The organism is Acinetobacter guillouiae (assembly GCF_002370525.2).
Taxonomy (GTDB): Bacteria; Pseudomonadota; Gammaproteobacteria; order Pseudomonadales; family Moraxellaceae; genus Acinetobacter; species Acinetobacter guillouiae.
Window position 1 is genome coordinate 4632265 of sequence record NZ_AP014630.1, and the last position, 16154, is coordinate 4648418.

18 protein-coding genes are annotated in these 16154 nt (G+C 38.5%); 9 read left to right on the forward strand and 9 right to left on the reverse strand.

The annotated features are described in order from the left end of the window. Positions 1-103: 103 nt before the first annotated feature. The 4 genes from AS4_RS21585 to AS4_RS21595 all read left to right on the forward strand — a co-directional run bounded on the left by AS4_RS21585 (position 104) and on the right by AS4_RS21595 (position 3906). Positions 104-1321, forward strand: a complete 1218-nt coding sequence (locus AS4_RS21585) for a sugar transporter (protein WP_096735453.1) — start codon at positions 104-106, stop codon at positions 1319-1321. A 450-nt stretch (positions 1322-1771) separates the two neighbouring features. Beyond that, on the forward strand, positions 1772-1927 hold the full coding sequence (locus AS4_RS21865) for a hypothetical protein (protein ID WP_167468964.1): 156 nt from the start codon (positions 1772-1774) through the stop codon (positions 1925-1927). 191 nt (positions 1928-2118) lie between these two features. After that, positions 2119-2658: a cysteine hydrolase family protein gene (locus AS4_RS21590; protein WP_096735454.1), complete on the forward strand. Its 540-nt coding sequence runs from the start codon at positions 2119-2121 to the stop codon at positions 2656-2658. A 282-nt stretch (positions 2659-2940) separates the two neighbouring features. Beyond that, complete coding sequence (locus AS4_RS21595; RefSeq protein WP_096735455.1) at positions 2941-3906, forward strand: TerC family protein; 966 nt, start codon at positions 2941-2943, stop codon at positions 3904-3906. A gap of 185 nt (positions 3907-4091) precedes the next feature. Here the strand turns inward: AS4_RS21595 and AS4_RS21600 are convergent, their stop codons facing one another. Further along, positions 4092-4658, reverse strand: a complete 567-nt coding sequence (locus AS4_RS21600; RefSeq protein WP_096735456.1) for a nucleotidyltransferase family protein — start codon at positions 4656-4658, stop codon at positions 4092-4094. A 243-nt stretch (positions 4659-4901) separates the two neighbouring features. On the opposite strand from AS4_RS21600, the gene guaD reads away from it, so the two are divergent. The 3 genes from guaD to AS4_RS21615 all read left to right on the forward strand — a co-directional run bounded on the left by guaD (position 4902) and on the right by AS4_RS21615 (position 7443). Beyond that, positions 4902-6233 (forward strand): guanine deaminase, encoded by a 1332-nt coding sequence (gene guaD, locus AS4_RS21605; RefSeq protein WP_096735457.1) that lies wholly within the window; start codon positions 4902-4904, stop codon positions 6231-6233. 232 nt (positions 6234-6465) lie between these two features. Beyond that, positions 6466-6993, forward strand: coding sequence for a hypoxanthine phosphoribosyltransferase (hpt, locus tag AS4_RS21610; RefSeq protein ID WP_004718958.1), 528 nt, complete (start codon positions 6466-6468; stop codon positions 6991-6993). A gap of 198 nt (positions 6994-7191) precedes the next feature. Further along, complete coding sequence (locus AS4_RS21615) at positions 7192-7443, forward strand: GlsB/YeaQ/YmgE family stress response membrane protein (RefSeq protein ID WP_004718955.1); 252 nt, start codon at positions 7192-7194, stop codon at positions 7441-7443. Between the two features lie 68 nt (positions 7444-7511). On the opposite strand, the gene AS4_RS21620 is transcribed toward AS4_RS21615, so the two are convergent. Further along, positions 7512-8213, reverse strand: a complete 702-nt coding sequence (locus AS4_RS21620; RefSeq protein WP_056515522.1) for a DsbC family protein — start codon at positions 8211-8213, stop codon at positions 7512-7514. A gap of 157 nt (positions 8214-8370) precedes the next feature. Next, positions 8371-9345, reverse strand: a complete 975-nt coding sequence (dmeF, locus tag AS4_RS21625; RefSeq protein ID WP_096735458.1) for a CDF family Co(II)/Ni(II) efflux transporter DmeF — start codon at positions 9343-9345, stop codon at positions 8371-8373. 87 nt (positions 9346-9432) lie between these two features. Here dmeF and AS4_RS21630 point away from each other — a divergent pair, with 87 nt between their 5' ends. Next, entirely contained in the window at positions 9433-9699 is a 267-nt protein-coding gene (locus tag AS4_RS21630) for a metal/formaldehyde-sensitive transcriptional repressor (RefSeq protein ID WP_004818177.1), read from the forward strand. A 161-nt stretch (positions 9700-9860) separates the two neighbouring features. Then, on the forward strand, positions 9861-11030 hold the full coding sequence (locus AS4_RS21635; RefSeq protein ID WP_096735459.1) for an MFS transporter: 1170 nt from the start codon (positions 9861-9863) through the stop codon (positions 11028-11030). Positions 11031-11074: 44 nt separating this feature from the next. On the opposite strand, the gene AS4_RS21640 is transcribed toward AS4_RS21635, so the two are convergent. From AS4_RS21640 to rpmH, 6 genes are all read right to left on the reverse strand, one after another. After that, positions 11075-11437 carry a NirD/YgiW/YdeI family stress tolerance protein gene (locus AS4_RS21640; protein WP_096735460.1) on the reverse strand — a complete coding sequence of 121 codons (363 nt, stop codon included), beginning with the start codon at positions 11435-11437 and terminating at the stop codon, positions 11075-11077. 139 nt (positions 11438-11576) lie between these two features. Then, the gene (mnmE, locus tag AS4_RS21645) at positions 11577-12941 is read right to left on the reverse strand and encodes a tRNA uridine-5-carboxymethylaminomethyl(34) synthesis GTPase MnmE (RefSeq protein ID WP_096735461.1); all 1365 of its coding nucleotides are present in this window, start codon (positions 12939-12941) and stop codon (positions 11577-11579) included. Between the two features lie 89 nt (positions 12942-13030). Continuing rightward, positions 13031-14770, reverse strand: coding sequence for a membrane protein insertase YidC (yidC, locus tag AS4_RS21650; protein ID WP_004718941.1), 1740 nt, complete (start codon positions 14768-14770; stop codon positions 13031-13033). 5 nt (positions 14771-14775) lie between these two features. After that, positions 14776-15096 carry a membrane protein insertion efficiency factor YidD gene (gene yidD / locus AS4_RS21655; protein WP_004718939.1) on the reverse strand — a complete coding sequence of 107 codons (321 nt, stop codon included), beginning with the start codon at positions 15094-15096 and terminating at the stop codon, positions 14776-14778. A 9-nt stretch (positions 15097-15105) separates the two neighbouring features. Further along, a complete protein-coding gene (gene rnpA, locus AS4_RS21660) occupies positions 15106-15498 on the reverse strand; it encodes a ribonuclease P protein component (protein ID WP_004718937.1) in 393 nt (130 codons plus the stop codon). Positions 15499-15531: 33 nt separating this feature from the next. Further along, complete coding sequence (gene rpmH, locus AS4_RS21665) at positions 15532-15666, reverse strand: 50S ribosomal protein L34 (protein WP_000831329.1); 135 nt, start codon at positions 15664-15666, stop codon at positions 15532-15534. Positions 15667-16154 lie beyond the last annotated feature (488 nt).

The following is a 16154-nucleotide window of genomic DNA, read 5'->3' on the forward strand; positions in this document are numbered from 1 at the left end:
GTTAAATTTTGTCTGACAGTTTTATTTTTGATACAACAAACTTAGCTTAACTTTATCCACAATTCAGCCTAAAATTTAGTGCTAACCTCTTTTAATATTGACCATGTCTGCCTTATCTCCCCAAACTCCAGCACCACAATCTGCCCCCAGTGAATCTCAGCAATGGATCAGTGTGATTAGCCTTGCTTTCGCAGCATTTATTTTCAATACCACAGAATTCGTTCCTGTTGCTTTGCTGAGTGACATTGGAAAAAGCTTTGCGATGCCTGCAACTGATGTTGGCATTATGATTACTCTATATGCATGGGTTGTTGCACCCATTTCATTGCCGATCATGTTATTGACCAAAAATATTGAACGGCGCTTTTTACTGATCATTCTATTTATGGTTTTTGTGGCCAGTCATGCATTATCTTATTTTGCATGGAGTTTCGATGTACTCTTGATCAGTCGAATTGGTATCGCATTTTCTCATGCTTTATTTTGGTCAATCACTGCATCACTGGCAGTGCGAGTCGCACCCAAAGGTAAGGAGTTTCAAGCTTTGGGGCTATTGGCCACAGGTACAGCATTGGCGATGGTTTTAGGTATTCCATTTGGACGAATGATTGGTGAATCTTATGGTTGGCGTAATACTTTTGCTTTAATTGCAATTGGTGCGGCTATAGTTTGCGTTATCTTAGCCAAAACATTACCACGCTTACCAAGCGTCAATTCAGGTTCTTTGAGTAGTTTAAAAGTATTTTTAAAACGGCCAAGCCTGATGATTGTTTTTGCTCTGACCATTATTGTGATTACCGCACAATTTACCGCATACAGTTATATCGAACCTTTTGCTCTGAATGTTGCGCATTTTAGCTCGACACAGACCACAACCTTATTATTAATCTATGGCGCAGCGGGTTTCTTTGGCTCTTATTTATTTGGTAAATTTGCCAAAAAATATCCAAAACTTCCGATACCGTTAAGTAGTGCGATATTGGCTGTTTCGATGTTATTGTTGACTTCACTGAGTACTGATTTTACCAGTTTTAGTCTACTGAGTTTATTTTGGGGCATGGCGATTATTTGCTTTAGCTTAGCTCAACAAGCCAAAACCTTAGCTTTAGCTTCTGATGCCACTGATGTCGCGATGGCAATTTATTCAGGACTATACAATGTGGGTATTGGTGGCGGCGCTTTGCTTGGCGGCCTAGTGACCACCAGTTATGGGCTCAACCATATTGGCATCGTTGGCGGTATAATCGCTGTTCTTGGGACCCTATTGGCTTTAGTGCTTGTACAACGTAAAGATTTTATTCAAAAAAATAGGGTCTGTTGACAATTCGTCTACGTTTGCGACTACGTGTGTTTTTTAGGCGATACTAGGCGCGAAATACGAAATTTAGTCATTCTAAATAATGAGAAACATCGTTTCGCAAGGTAACGACATAGCGGCAAAAAACACACTAGTCCCCCCGCTACGCCTTGCGCTGCAAACAAAGCAGTGCTTTGTTCTTGCTCAGGGTTGTGGTTAAAATTATCTCAGCCTTCGTTATGAAACTCGAAAATAGACTCACTATTCTCTTCGTTTAATGCCTTGCCTGCTCAATTTTAACCTACATCGCAAGCCATTTATGAAATGCCAACAGACCCTAAATATCTTTTTACAAGTTTTAAAGTGACATGCTGAGTTAAAAACTTTAATTTGATAAAAGTTAACTTGGCTTTAAGGTCAAAAAAGACATCATGCGAACAGTCAAGGTGTATGTAGGTATCAAGGAGCAATTCGATGGCATTGACCGCCTCACCCAAGGAAAAACCGAACACTTCAGAAAAGCCTAGAGTCTTGACCCAATCTGAGATCACAGCATTACGACAAGACATGAAGCAGTCAATTGCGTGGGCACAAGCTGAACTGCGCCATCGACGCGAACATCGCAATTAATCCAGTGCGGACGTAAAGTCCAATATAGGCAATAACTGCAATGCAACCCATCATTTTATTTAAATTATTCACCACCACACTGCATCGGCAGTGTGGACGTATACATTTAAAATAAAATGTAGAAACCAACCCTGCCAATGAGCGGGGTTATTTTTTGCTCCGTGATTTGGTCAATATTTACGGAGAAACTCATGTCTGAGTATCACAATAAACAAGCCTTACTCGTTATTGATCTACAAAATGGTCTATTTCATGCACAGCATCCACCATTTCAAGCTGATCAATTGTTGAAAAACGTCAATCAGCTCATTGAATATGCGCGTGTTAAACACATTCCGATTTTTGCGATACGTCATGTTGGTTTAGCTGGCACAGGACTCGCCCCAAATAGTCCAATGACTCAACTCATTGCTGAATTAAATATTGATCCTAATACAGATTACATCTTAGAAAAAACACGGCCAAATTGCTTTTTCCAAACAGATTTAGCACAACAATTAGAATATTTAAATGTTGAAGAAGTGATCATCTGTGGTTTAAAAACTGAATTTTGTATCGATAGCACAAGCCGTGCGGCAAAAGACTTAAATTATAAAGTGACATTAATTTCAGATGCGCACAGCACAGTAGATTCAAAGGTTCTCAATGCTGACCGTATTATTCAGCATCATAATTCAACGCTTAATCAAGCTTTTGTTGCGCTAAAAACCAGCGCTGAATTTTGTACATAAAATAAAATACATTCAAAATTTGCACATTTTAAATAAATATGCGATTCTGACTAGATATTAAGAAATGAAAAATTTCTTACACAGTATATTGAACAAGGGGAGTAGCCTCCTTTAATCAGAATATCGTCATTACGCTTTGAAAAAAGCCGGTATCTGAGCATTTGAGATTGATGTACATAACTCAAATGTAGGCAAGACCTTGATCATGTTGACACAGATGTTTAATCATCTGGCAACAGGTCAAGGTTTTTTTATGCCTGATTGCCAGATTCGGAGATTTTTATGGAAACTATTGGCAATCCATGGCTATATCTAGCGTTCTTCGCTATTGTTATTTTCATGCTACTGATCGACTTTTTAGGCTTTAAACAAAAAGAAGGGCAAGAAGTCAAAATTAAAACTGCCGCCTACTGGAGCATTGCATGGGTCAGTGTTGCAGCGTTATTTGGTGGTGGTTTATGGCTGTATTTACAACAAACCGCGGGTGTTTCAATTGCCAATAGCAAAGTCATGGAATACTTTGCAGGTTATCTACTTGAAAAATCATTAGCGATCGACAATGTCTTTGTCTGGTTGATGATCTTTGCTGCATTTGCGATTCCACAAGGCTTACAACGTAAAATTCTGCTCTATGGTGTATTAGGTGCAATTATTTTACGTACCATCTTTATTTTTATTGGCGCATGGTTCGTTCAAGAATTCTCTTGGGTGCTTTATCTCTTTGGTGCGTTCTTGGTTTATACAGGCTATAAATTCCTTAAAGGACAGGATGAAGAAGAAACCAATATCGAAGATATGGCTATTCTAAAGTGGTTGCGTAAACACATGCGAATCACCCCCAAATTAGAAGGTGCTCAATTCTTTGTTCGTCAAAATGGTGTGTTGTGGGCAACCCCGTTATTCCTTGTCTTAATTTTAGTTGAAGCTTCAGATGTAATTTTCGCGGTCGATTCTATTCCAGCGATTTTTGCGGTGACCAGTGATCCATTTATTGTATTAACTGCGAATTTAATGGCGATCTTAGGTCTACGTGCAATGTTCTTCTTATTGTCGGGTGCCGCGTCTAAAATGCATTACTTGCCTTATGGCCTAGGCATCATCTTAGTCTTCATTGGCTTTAAAATGTTAATGCTGGATGTCTTCCATATGCCGATTTGGATTTCGTTAGGTTTTATTGTGATTGTCTTGGCAATTACCGCTTGGCTCTCTATTCGCCATAGCAAAAAGCACCATGAAACAACCTTATAAACACTAGATCAAGCCTTCCAATTGGAAGGCTTTTTTATGATCAACAATAATACTCAACGATTTAAATTGTATGGACAGTATTGAAATGAAATCTTTATCCATCAGCATAATCATCTGTTGTAATAGCCATCTGTTGTCTTGGAGTATGATCTTCACTATGGTTTGATTAATTTAAATCTGATCGCCTAATCATCCACAACAAGCAGCTTTTCCCATCTGGTTAAAAACTGTTTAGCCTGAATCCGTGCTAAAAAAACTGGATAACTGACCAAACGTTTATTCCATCTCAATTTTAATTCAAACAAATCATTTATCCCAAACGGCGCAATGATTTCGATATCATCATTTTCAAGTAAACGTACTGCAATTGCAGTTGCCGTTTCGACCCATACGGATAAAGCATCGAATAAGGATTGGTATTGAGAGATAGAGCTTCCATCATCTGTTTTATACCACAAATGCACATAGGCTTGATTGACCACATCCCATTCATTATTGGGAAATTTTTGCTTTAACAATTCAGTCAAACATTGCTCTTTAAGGCCTTGTTGATCATTTAAATCATAGAAAATCACATCGATTTCAATCTGATCAAATCCATAATCCTGATGATGTAAAATAGACCATACCAAGTTACGAATTACACCTGCACTCAAATATGCATGTGTATGAATATCTCGCAAATACTGTAACCGGAGCATCAATTCAGGACATGAATAGATAAGCTGTTTTAACTGTTTAGTATTGTCCATTGTTGTCTTATTTCACCATTTTCCAAGACTGTAGCGATTGTTGCTATAAAGATAAACTCACAATATAGAATATGCCTTTAGCCACTAATTTTAGTTATATTTCGATAAAAATTTCCCTGCGCTAAAACAATAAAAAATAACGTTATTCAATTTTTTAGAATGCTTTCGCGCAAAACTGCATACAGCACCTGATACAAATTTCAGGTACAATCAATCGAAAAAAGGATAAATTGCAGGTTCTACATGTCTTGTGTTGTACAGAAAACAGCGGTTCGTGGGCGTTTTCTTGATATTAAAAATACCGTTTCTCAAGCAACTCAAATATTAGATCAAGTTCGTTATATCGAAGATGGTTTACTGATCACAGAGCAAGGCAAAATCACATGGTTTGGCCCTTGGGAAGATGCACAGTCTCACCTGACAGATGATATTCAAATTGATCACTACCCAGAACAACTGATTGTGCCTGGTTTTATTGACACCCATATTCATTTTCCACAAACAGAAATGGTGGGTGCATATGGTGAACAACTTTTAGAATGGTTAAATACCTATACTTTTCCAACAGAAATTCAGTTTGCAGATAAAACCTATGCCGACAAAATCGCACAGTTTTTTGTCCAAGAATTACTTAAAAATGGCACCACAACAGCACTGGTTTTTTGTACGGTACATCCCCAATCAGTCGATGCCTTATTTGAAGCGGCAGAACAGCATCAGATGCGTTTAATTGCAGGTAAAGTCATGATGGATCGTCATGCACCTGAAGCACTGACAGACACTGCTGAAAGCGCATATCTTGACTCTAAAGCACTGATTGAAAAATGGCATGGTAGAGGTCGTAACCTATATGCCATTACTCCGCGTTTTGCTCCAACCTCTACACCTGAGCAATTGGCAAAAGCAGGGCAGTTAAAAGCAGAGTATCCAACGGTATATGTGCATACCCATCTCAGTGAAAATAAAAATGAAATTGCATGGGTCAAAGACTTATTCCCAGAGCAGAAAGGTTATCTGGATGTCTATCACCACTATGGTTTAACAGGAGAGCGTTCTGTTTTTGCACATTGTGTTCATTTAGAAGAGCATGAATGGGATTGCATGCATGCAACTGATTCAGCGATTGCATTTTGCCCGACTTCAAACTTATTTTTGGGAAGTGGTTTATTCCCATTAAAAAAATCCTGGGAAAAGCAGGTGAAAGTCGGCTTAGGAACAGATATTGGTGCAGGAACAGCATTTTGCCAATTACAAACCCTCAATGAAGCCTACAAAGTGCAACAACTCCAAGGTGATAAACTTTCGGCGATGGAATCACTTTACCATGCAACGCTTGGTGGGGCGAAAGCGCTGCATTTAGATGAGCAATTGGGCAATTTCAACATCGGTAAAGAAGCCGATTTTGTTGTGCTAGATTTAAAAGCAACGGCGCTACAACAACTGCGTCAGGAACGTGCTAAAAACATAGACGATGCATTATTTGCCTTATTTACCATGGGGGATGATCGCAATATTCAAGCCACCTATATTTATGGACAAAAAGCCTATGAGCAAAACCAAACAAAAATCGCGTAAATCAAAGAAAAAACTGATTTTGATTGGTACAGTTTTTGTAATCTGTGCATTCGTTTTAAAACGTGATGCACATTGATCATTTCGGTTTAAATTAGGACATTTACATTTTCAAATGTCAAAAAAGATGCATCTTGATCTGATATGTTTTAAAATTATGTCATCTTTTAGGGTGTTGCTAGTCAACACCTTTTTTAATTTTAGAATTTGATGTTTAGGTTTTTAGGTATTTCCCATGACTATTGAAATGAAAGTGATGATTTCTGCTGAAGAAATTCATGCAAAAGTTCAGGAACTTGGTAAAAAAATTGATGCGCATTATGCCAATAGCGATAAAGAGCTTGTCTTAATTGGTTTATTGCGTGGTTCAGTGATTTTTATGGCTGATTTATGTCGTGCAATCAGTAAGACTCATGAACTCGATTTTATGACCGTTTCAAGCTATGGTGGCAGTACAACATCTTCTCGTGATGTCAGAATCCTCAAAGATTTAGACGGCGAAATTCGCGGTAAGGATATCTTAGTCGTGGAAGATATTATTGACTCTGGCAATACCTTAAGCAAAGTATTGGAAATTTTAAGTACACGTCATCCCAACTCGATCGAGCTGTGTACTTTAGTCAGCAAACCGTCTCGCCGTGAAATCGATTTAGATGTGAAATTTCTTGGCTTTGAAGTTGAAGATAAATTCATTGTGGGCTATGGCTTAGACTACGATCAAAAATACCGTCATATTCCGTTTATCGGGGAAATTGGTCTTTAATTGAGACCTCACCACATCATTTTAACTAAAATGAGTTAAGCGACTTCGGTCGCTTTTTTTATTTTTTTAGCTTTCATAGTGAACAAAAATGCAACAACTTGTAGCAAATAAGCGCTTTTACTTCATTAGAGAATATTTGATTATTAAACTAATTCGATGCAGTAACTCACGACAAAATAAAGAAAAAGGAGAAAGATTATGATGTCACTGATTAGTGCAATTGTGATTGGTTTTATTGCTGGTTTAATTGCACGTGCAATTCACCCAGGTGATGACAAAGCTGGCTTCATTGTAACAACAGCACTCGGTATTGTAGGTTCATTGGTTGCAACCTATGGAGGTCAATTACTCGGCCTATATCCAAAAGGTGCATCAGCTGGATTTATTGCCTCAGTCATTGGTGCAATAGTGGTACTCTTTATCTATAACATGATTGCCAAACGTACTTAAATTTTCTCCTCAATATAAAAAGCACCCTCGATGGGTGCTTTTTTACGCTATCAGTTTCTAAGCGCTGTTTATAATCCAAAATTTTTCCATATTTTCTCAATTTCTTCGGCAGGGTAGGCACCCATCACCTTATAACCATTTGAGAAAATAATTGCAGGTGTTCCATGCAAACCTAATTTTTTACCTAATTCCAAATTACGCTCGATTGGCGTTGCACAATTTGCTGGTGCAGTTGGTTTAATCCCATTTTGAATCAAATTTTTCCATGCATATTCTTTATTTGCAGAACACCATACTTGCTTAGATGGCAAAATCGATTGTGCTTTGATGGAATAGATAAATGTATAAATTGTCACATCATTGAGCTTGGCTAAATTCCCTTCAAGCGTCTTGCAATATGGGCAATTTGGGTCAGAAAAGATTGCAAGCTGACGCTTACCATTCCCCCTGACTGTTTTTACAGCATCATTCAAAGGTAATGCTTTAAAATCTATCGTATTTTCTTTAACTGCTAAATCTTTGGTTAAATTATGCTGATCTTTCAAACGAATCATTGAACCAATAAATAAATGCTGAGCATCCTCATTGACATAAACAATTTGATTATCCAAGGTCCCACTATATAAACCCTGCATTTCTGTTGTTTGCAGATTATTAATTTTTACATTGGGATACTGCTGTGCTAATTTTGCTTTCACAGTCTCGACACTGGCAAAGCCAGCTGTACAAAAAGCCAGACTTAAACTCAGTGCGATAAATTGCTTTAACATAAATCGATAAAATCAAAAATAAATATTGAGATGCATTAAAGCATAATTCATCAGCTGACTTGTTTAAAAACTGTGATTGATCCTTATCTCTATTTGCAATGGTTCTCTACCGATCACAGTACCTTGAACTGTTAAAAAAGCTGTACTTTATTCTTGCTCAGGTTTCACGTGAAACCCAACTAAACATCGCCGTTTTGTTGATTTCAACAGAAATATGCACCAATTGTTTATGAATAGATAAAGCGTGGCGTACCTGATCTGCATTTAAATTTTTATCATTGGATTCAAGCGCCAAAATCACTGAAAATTTGCCTTTAGCCACTTTCCACACATGAATATCGGTTATTTGGGCTTCAACATTTAGACACTCAATCACTTCACGTACGTCTTCAACTATAGGATGATCCATTTCCGCATCTAATAATGTTTGGGCCGTTTCTTTGATTAAACCATATGACCAACGCCCGACTAAAATGGCCCCAACAATCCCCAATACAGCATCTAAAAAATCCCAACCCAAATACTTTGCAGCAAAAAGAGCAATAATCGCCAAGACAGAGGTCAGTGCATCTGCAACCACATGTAAAAACGCAGCTTTTTGATTTAAATCATGTCCAAGATGGTCATTATGCGTATGTGAATGATGGTGATGGTGATGGTGATGGTGATGGTGATGGTCAGCATGATCGTGTAATAACCATGCACAAACCAAATTGACCAGTAAACCTAAAATAGCAATCAAAATCGCTTCATTATAATGAATCTGTACAGGATGGAATAAACGCACTAGCGACTGGAAGGACATAAATAAGGCCACCACCATCAATAGAATTGCACTGCTATAGCCAGCAAGAATTTCAATTTTCCATGTGCCAAAACTAAAACGAGAATCCTGCGCATAATAACGAGCAGCTCGATAAGCAGCATAAGCCAAACCTAATGCCAGCATATGCGAACTCATATGCCAACCATCTGCGAGTAAGGCCATGGAATTAAAAATCCAGCCTCCCGCAATCTCAAAAATCATCATCAATCCAGTCAAAATGGTCGCCCATAAGATTTTCTTTTGTGCTAAAGGATTACCTTGATCAAATTGATGGCTATGCTTTCGCTGAATGGTTTTGAATTGCATGAGGCATGATCCTATATACTCTCCCTGAGTATATAATTTCAATTTAAAATATACTATAAGGGAGTATATAAAATAGCGGATTAATTTATGAGTCATTTACATCAAGATAAAAAAGTCCTCAATCGTGTGAAACGACTAAAAGGACAAATTCATGCGATTGAAGAAGCTTTGAATGATCAAAGCAGCTCATGTATCAGCGTTTTACAGCAAGTTGCGGCAATTAAAGGTGCCGTGAATGGTTTAATGAATGAATTGATTGAGCAGCATTTAACCGAACATGTGATTAAAGACACTCAAGCCGTGGATGAAGCTGAATTACAAGAATTTTTAAAGCTGCTAAAACGCTATTCATAACTCAATCCACAATCATCTGTGCTTGAATGTTCAAGTTTCCATTGACCCTTCACTGATTAAGTTTTAATCTTTCCATACTCAATTCCTTCCATGCCGAACTTTGTATTGAACAGGTTTGGCATTTTTATCTGCAAAACATTTGCATTTGAAGTCCTATATTTATGAATCAACAATCATGGCGTTCATTTTTAATGATCAGCCTAGCCTTATGTATTGGTACGATTGGTACGGCGCTCGCTAGCCCCTTATATCCAATTTATCAACAACTTTGGCAATTACTCCCAAGCCAGATTACCTATATTTTCGTGGCCTATATGTTTGGTTGCTTAACCACATTATTATTTTTAGGACGTAGCAGTAATAGTTTTGGTTTTATTCGTACCTTACAAATTGGGCTATTGTTTGCTGTAATTGGCTTAACACTGTCGGTGTTTGCATCAACCACCTATTTGCTTGGATTTGGGCGCTTTATCATTGGTATTGCCTCTGGATTGATCAGCACTTCCGCAATGTTAGGTTTGATTTATACCATTCCTGACTCACATAAACAGAATGCAGCACAGTTAAGTTCAATTATTACCGTGATAGGCTTTGGACTGGGCCCTTTTATTGGTGGTGCAATCGCACAATTTTCTGATCGCCCACTTGTCACGCCTTATTTACCCGTAATTGTTGCAGCAATCATCAGTTTGCTGAGTTTATTTACAATTAAAACCATGAGATTTGAAAGGCAACCATTTTCCATTGCACCACACTTACAACTGCCAGAAGCTCAATTTAAAAAACTGTTTTATATCGCCAGTTTTACCGCATTCTGTGCTTTTGGCTCATTTAGTTTATTTGCCTCATTGGCACCCTCCTTTATTCGAGATGTGATTCCTTGGCATGGGCCATTGGTCAGTGGTGCAACCATTGCCAGTATCTTAATGGTTTCTGCGATCGTGCAATTTATCGCAAAGTCTTTTGATATGCATAAAGCATTGAATACTGGCTTAGTCTTATTGATTTCCAGCTATATTATTTTATCGATCTGTATGACCATGCATTGGAGTTTCTTATTCTTTTTGAGTGTGGTTTTGGTCGGAATGGGGCATGGTTTAACGTTACTGAGTGCTTTTGCATTGATTCACCACATGACCAATGTTGAAAATCGGGCAGCTGTGGTTTCCACTTATTTGTTTATTGCCTATTTTGGCACCATTGTGCCGATCATTAGCGCAGGCTTTTTATCTGATCATTTCGGTTTAATGGTTGGTGTTTTAGGCTTTTGTGCAGGAATTGGTATCTTATGTATTTATTTATTGATCAGTCATTTAAAAATTAAAGCTTGATCAAACATCTAGGCGCTGTGCGCCTAGATGTTGGTTAAAAGCAATTATTGAATAATCTCAATTTTAACTACTTCTATATCTGTGGGTTTATAACGATGGGTATCGACTTCCCCCACAACTTTAACTTTGGTACCCGGTTTTAATTTTTTTAAATCGATAAGATCATCATCCACTTCGATCCCGATGGTGCCCGTGCTGTCTTTTAGCTCATAATGTTCATGTTTTATTTGACGAACAATTGTCCCCGTCAAGGTGACAGCTGTTTCATCATTGGCACGTATTGCTTGTCCAATGGTGATCTTGTTTTTGGCAGCGTCTTGAATAATCACATGATCATCCTTACCCGCCCAAACATTTGACGTCATCACTAAAACAGCAATCGCAAGCAATAAAGGAGTTTTTTTCATGAAAAGAAGCCTTTGTTGAATATGTAATTGATCTTACAGTAAACAATTCTAAGATTGATGTAAATTCAGCTTACAAAAGCACAACTTTTCATCAAAAAAAGCGGACTTATGTCCGCTTTTAAGCTGTTAGATTAAAGGATTACTTTCCAATACAGAACGAGCCAAAAATTACCCCTAACAGATCATCTGCACTAAAATCGCCTGTGATCTCAGCTAAGGCATTCTGTGCTAAACGTAACGATTCAGCGACCAGTTCACCCGCATGATAGACCTCAAGTTGCTCATGTGCTTCTGCAAGATAGTGCTGAGTGCGCTTCATTGCGTCTAAATGGCGTGTGCGTGCGATAAAGGTATCTTCTTCAGGATGGAAGCCAGCATGCGCTGTAATCGCATCTATAAGCGCTTGTACGCCCATTTCCTGTTTGGCCGACACGCTAATATGGCGAAAACCTTGAAAATCACTTAATTCAGGTGATTGCGCAGTTAAATCACACTTGTTACCAATCAACATCAAGCGTTTAGTTTCTAAATGATCTTCAAAATAGCGCTGAGCAAGGGCTAAAGGATTTTCACCTTGGCTGAGGTCATAAACCAAAAGTAATAAATCTGCTTGCTCAATTTCTTTGATTGCTCGGCGAATGCCTTCTTTTTCGACCACATCACCTGTTTCACGTAAGCCCGCAGTATCGGTCAGTGTGATAGGCAAGCCATTTAAAGTAATTTTCTCATGCAGTACATCACGCGTCGTTCCTGCAATATCCGTAACAATGGCACGGTCATTTCCCGCCAAGGCATTCAATAACGAAGATTTACCCGCATTGGGCTTACCTGCAATCACCACTTGCAGACCTTCACGTAATAACTGCCCCTGACGCGCAGAGTGTTGTACAGCAGAGACTGAAGCCTGCACATCTTCAAGCAGATGAAGAATTTTTCCATCTGCCAAAAAGTCGATTTCCTCTTCAGGAAAATCAATCGCCGCTTCAACATGCAAACGTAAATGAATCAGTTTTTCCAACACGGTATTCACTTTATTGGAAAATGCACCTTGCAAAGAGCGTACTGCAGAACGCGCAGCGGCTTGTGAAGTCGCATCAATTAAATCTGCAATCGCTTCAGCTTGAACCAAGTCCATTTTGCCATTTTCAAAGGCTCGCATGGAAAACTCGCCTGCTTTGGCGGCAATAGCACCCAGCTCGAACAATCGTGCAAGAAGTGCATTTTGAATTACAGGGCCACCATGTCCCTGCAATTCCACCACATCTTCCCCCGTAAACGAGTTTGGATTTGGAAAGCAAATTGCTAGGCCCTCATCCATCACTTCACCTTTTTCATCAAAAAACTGACGAAAACCAGCAAAGCGCGCTTGGGGAAGCACTTTTTGAGTTAAAGCTTGCGCAATCGCATAAGCCTTAGGACCAGATAGACGAATCACACCTACACCACCACGTCCAGGTGGAGTCGCAATTGCTGCAATTGTGGTTTGGCTTACAGGGTTGCTCATCTAAACTACTCAAACTTTGACAATAAAAAAATCCGCCTAAGATTACCATCTTAAGCGGATTTTTTCAGCTATTGCTTAATCTATGAAGATTAAACCACTTCGCTTGCGACTTTGGCTTTAGCAACATTTTTGTTGATAAACCATTGTTGCAGAATCGTGATCGAGTTGTTCACAATCCAGTATAAAACCAAGCCAGAAGGGAAGAACAGCATAAATACTGTAAACATGATCGGCATGATTTTGAAGACTTTAGCTTGCATTGGATCAGTAGGTTGTGGGTTCAACATTTGTTGAACAAACATCGTTACACCCATGATCAACGGCAAAATAAACCAAGGATCCATTGCAGATAAATCTTGAATCCAAAGCATCCATGGTGCATGACGAAGCTCTACAGATTCCATCAATACCCAATACAATGCTAAGAAGATTGGCATTTGCAACAGCAATGGTAAACAACCCGCAAGTGGATTGACTTGCTCACGTTTGTAAAGCGCCATCATTTCTTGTGAGAAACGCATGCGGTCTTCACCAAACTCTTCTTTCATGCGTTGCATTTCAGGTGCAATCACACGCATTTTCGCCATAGAACGATAGCTCTTAGACGACAATGGCCAAAGAATAAGCTTAACCAATACAGTCAATAAGATAATTGACCAGCCCCAGTTACCCACAAGATTATGGAAGAACTGTAAGCCAGCAAATAATAATTTTGCAATTGGCCATAACCAACCATAGTCTACAGTTTGGTTTAAACCAACAGCCAAGTCTTTTAATTCAGATTGAATTTTTGGACCTGAGTAGAACGTTGCATCAATGCTCATTGCTTTTCCAGCTGGAACATTGATGGTTGGAGAAGTAAACCCAATGATATTCATACCATCTGCAGATTTACGAGATTCCAATTTTGCTGTGTATTCTTGACCGCCAAAATGACCAGGCATCCAAGCACTTACAAAATAATGCTGAACAATCGCAACCCATCCGCCTTTTGCTTCAGTGTTGAGCTTTTCATCAGTAAAGTTTGCAAATTTTAGCTTGTTATAATGCTCATCAGGTGTACCCCAAGCGCCACCCAAATATGTTCCAAGTGTAAAAATCCCTTGAGAGGTTTTTCCTGGATCATCTGAGTTATCACGCTTAATTTGACCAAACATTTGTCCTTGCCAATTTTGCGCACTACGGTTGACAACCTGATAGCTTACATCGATTGGATATTGACCTTGTTTAAAGGTAAATGTTTTGATGATTTCAACGCCATCTGCTGTTTTAAATACCATTGGTACAGCTAAAACTTGCGATGTCTTGCCATCTTTGTCTTTGGCTGCTTTGGCATCTGCAATAGTATAAGCAGTTTTTTCAAACGCATAGTTTGGACGATCTGGCTTACTGTCCGGACCATTCAATCCAATTAACCCAGATTGCGCAACATAGGTACGTTTTGCATCACTTTCAAGCATAACAAAAGGCTGATCACTGTCTTTGCTCTTGTCATGATTCAGTAATTCAATACGAACAATATCACCACCTTTAGGACTAATCCAAAGATGATAAAGGTCAGTTTGTACTGAAATCAATTGTTGATTTGCTGTGGCTGGTGCAGCTGTATTCTGTTGTGCAGCAGCTATATTTGCTTGTGGAACATCGCTAGTGGCCGCAGTTGCTTGACCTTTTGGCAGATCGGCAGACACATCATGCGCTACAACAGCCTGCGGTGTCGCAGCCTTCGATGTATTGTCATGACCATAGTCTTTTTGCCAAGCCAAAATGAGCAAATATGCGGTGACTAACATGGCCCCAAGGATTGCAAACCTGGCCCATTGTTGCATATCTATTACCCCAAGTGGTTAGAGTGATTTTGGTTCAATAAACGTTCACGCAAGGGTACAGGAACATGAAGCGTTTGAGAATCTATTTGCTGAAATGAAATAAAACGAATTGTTTTTTTTGGCACAGGATCATAACCATACCCACCCCAAGGATGACAACGACACACGCGTTTGGTCGCTAACCAGCTACCTTTTAATGCGCCGTGCGTATGGATCGCTTCTAACGAATATTGAGAACAAGTCGGAATATAACGACAACGAGGTCCAATGAGAGGACTAATCGCAATTTGATAGAAACGAATCAACCAATGCAATAAACGAATCATTGGTATCCTCTATTTTTGAGGGGAAGATTGAGCTATTTTATGGTGCTTTTTAACAATGCGCTGCAATTTCAACCAAGCAAATTGTAATTGCTGAAAAAGCTCAGCATTTGGAACTGCTTCTATACCAACTTTAGGCATCACCACAATATCCAATAAATCTATATTTTGCTGGTTTAAGCGAAAACTTTCACGCGTTAAACGTTTTATTCGATTTCTTTCATGCGCACGGCGCACTTTCTTCTTTGCAACAACAATACCCAAACGGCTTTTAGGCTGTTCGGTGACTTTTGCTAAGAATATAAAATGGGGTTGATGCACTTTAAAAAGCGCACCATCAAATACATCTTTGTAATCAGCAGCGCAGTGGATTCTCACCTCTGGACTGAAACTATAAAGAGACATAACACCCAAGTCGTCTATCAACTGTCTAAAAAATTAAACAGTTAAACTATGACGGCCTTTTGCACGACGGCGAGCTAATACTTGACGACCAGCCTTAGTAGCCATACGAGCACGGAAACCATGAACACGCTTGCGCTTTAATTCAGATGGTTGGAATGTACGTTTCATATCGAAACTCCAAAATTGATCTTTTCTAAAGGTTCGCGATTGTATTGTGCATTCTTTATTCTGTCAATAAATATACACATTTCTTTTATATAGACGCTTTATTTTTACCCAGACAACAACTTTATATAGGTTAAATTGAATAAATTATCAAAAATATATATTCACAGCATAACTTATTCTTTTATAATGTAAATAAGAGTTACGCACAGATATATCCTCAAAGTTATCCATAGGCTGATTCACAATTTAAATTTAATTTCTCAATTTTAAATTTAAAAATCGTGTTGTTTTGAATTTAAATTCATAACTGAAGCTTTATCCACAGAAATCCTGATCCTTATAAATAAATTCAAATTTAAAATTTATATTTATTATTATTAGGGAGCATTTTTTCTGTGGAAAACCGCTTTTTTAAGATAAATAATAATAACTTACCCTGTGAGTATCCATGTTTCTATTAATTTGATGGATTGTGGATAACTTTCTGT

Bases quoted from the DNA above. Each gene is read 5' to 3' on its own strand.
- yidC (WP_004718941.1), bottom strand. From the start codon at position 14,770: ATGCAACAATGGGCCAGGTTTGCAATCCTTGGGGCCATGTTAGTCACC.
- rpmH (WP_000831329.1), bottom strand. From the start codon at position 15,666: ATGAAACGTACATTCCAACCATCTGAATTAAAGCGCAAGCGTGTTCAT.
- AS4_RS21615 (WP_004718955.1), top strand. From the start codon at position 7,192: ATGATGTCACTGATTAGTGCAATTGTGATTGGTTTTATTGCTGGTTTA.
- rnpA (WP_004718937.1), bottom strand. From the start codon at position 15,498: ATGTCTCTTTATAGTTTCAGTCCAGAGGTGAGAATCCACTGCGCTGCT.
- AS4_RS21600 (WP_096735456.1), bottom strand. From the start codon at position 4,658: ATGGACAATACTAAACAGTTAAAACAGCTTATCTATTCATGTCCTGAA.
- AS4_RS21630 (WP_004818177.1), top strand. From the start codon at position 9,433: ATGAGTCATTTACATCAAGATAAAAAAGTCCTCAATCGTGTGAAACGA.
- dmeF (WP_096735458.1), bottom strand. From the start codon at position 9,345: ATGCAATTCAAAACCATTCAGCGAAAGCATAGCCATCAATTTGATCAA.
- AS4_RS21640 (WP_096735460.1), bottom strand. From the start codon at position 11,437: ATGAAAAAAACTCCTTTATTGCTTGCGATTGCTGTTTTAGTGATGACG.
- AS4_RS21585 (WP_096735453.1), top strand. From the start codon at position 104: ATGTCTGCCTTATCTCCCCAAACTCCAGCACCACAATCTGCCCCCAGT.
- AS4_RS21865 (WP_167468964.1), top strand. From the start codon at position 1,772: ATGGCATTGACCGCCTCACCCAAGGAAAAACCGAACACTTCAGAAAAG.
- AS4_RS21635 (WP_096735459.1), top strand. From the start codon at position 9,861: ATGAATCAACAATCATGGCGTTCATTTTTAATGATCAGCCTAGCCTTA.
- hpt (WP_004718958.1), top strand. From the start codon at position 6,466: ATGACTATTGAAATGAAAGTGATGATTTCTGCTGAAGAAATTCATGCA.
- AS4_RS21620 (WP_056515522.1), bottom strand. From the start codon at position 8,213: ATGTTAAAGCAATTTATCGCACTGAGTTTAAGTCTGGCTTTTTGTACA.
- guaD (WP_096735457.1), top strand. From the start codon at position 4,902: ATGTCTTGTGTTGTACAGAAAACAGCGGTTCGTGGGCGTTTTCTTGAT.
- yidD (WP_004718939.1), bottom strand. From the start codon at position 15,096: ATGATTCGTTTATTGCATTGGTTGATTCGTTTCTATCAAATTGCGATT.
- AS4_RS21595 (WP_096735455.1), top strand. From the start codon at position 2,941: ATGGAAACTATTGGCAATCCATGGCTATATCTAGCGTTCTTCGCTATT.
- AS4_RS21590 (WP_096735454.1), top strand. From the start codon at position 2,119: ATGTCTGAGTATCACAATAAACAAGCCTTACTCGTTATTGATCTACAA.
- mnmE (WP_096735461.1), bottom strand. From the start codon at position 12,941: ATGAGCAACCCTGTAAGCCAAACCACAATTGCAGCAATTGCGACTCCA.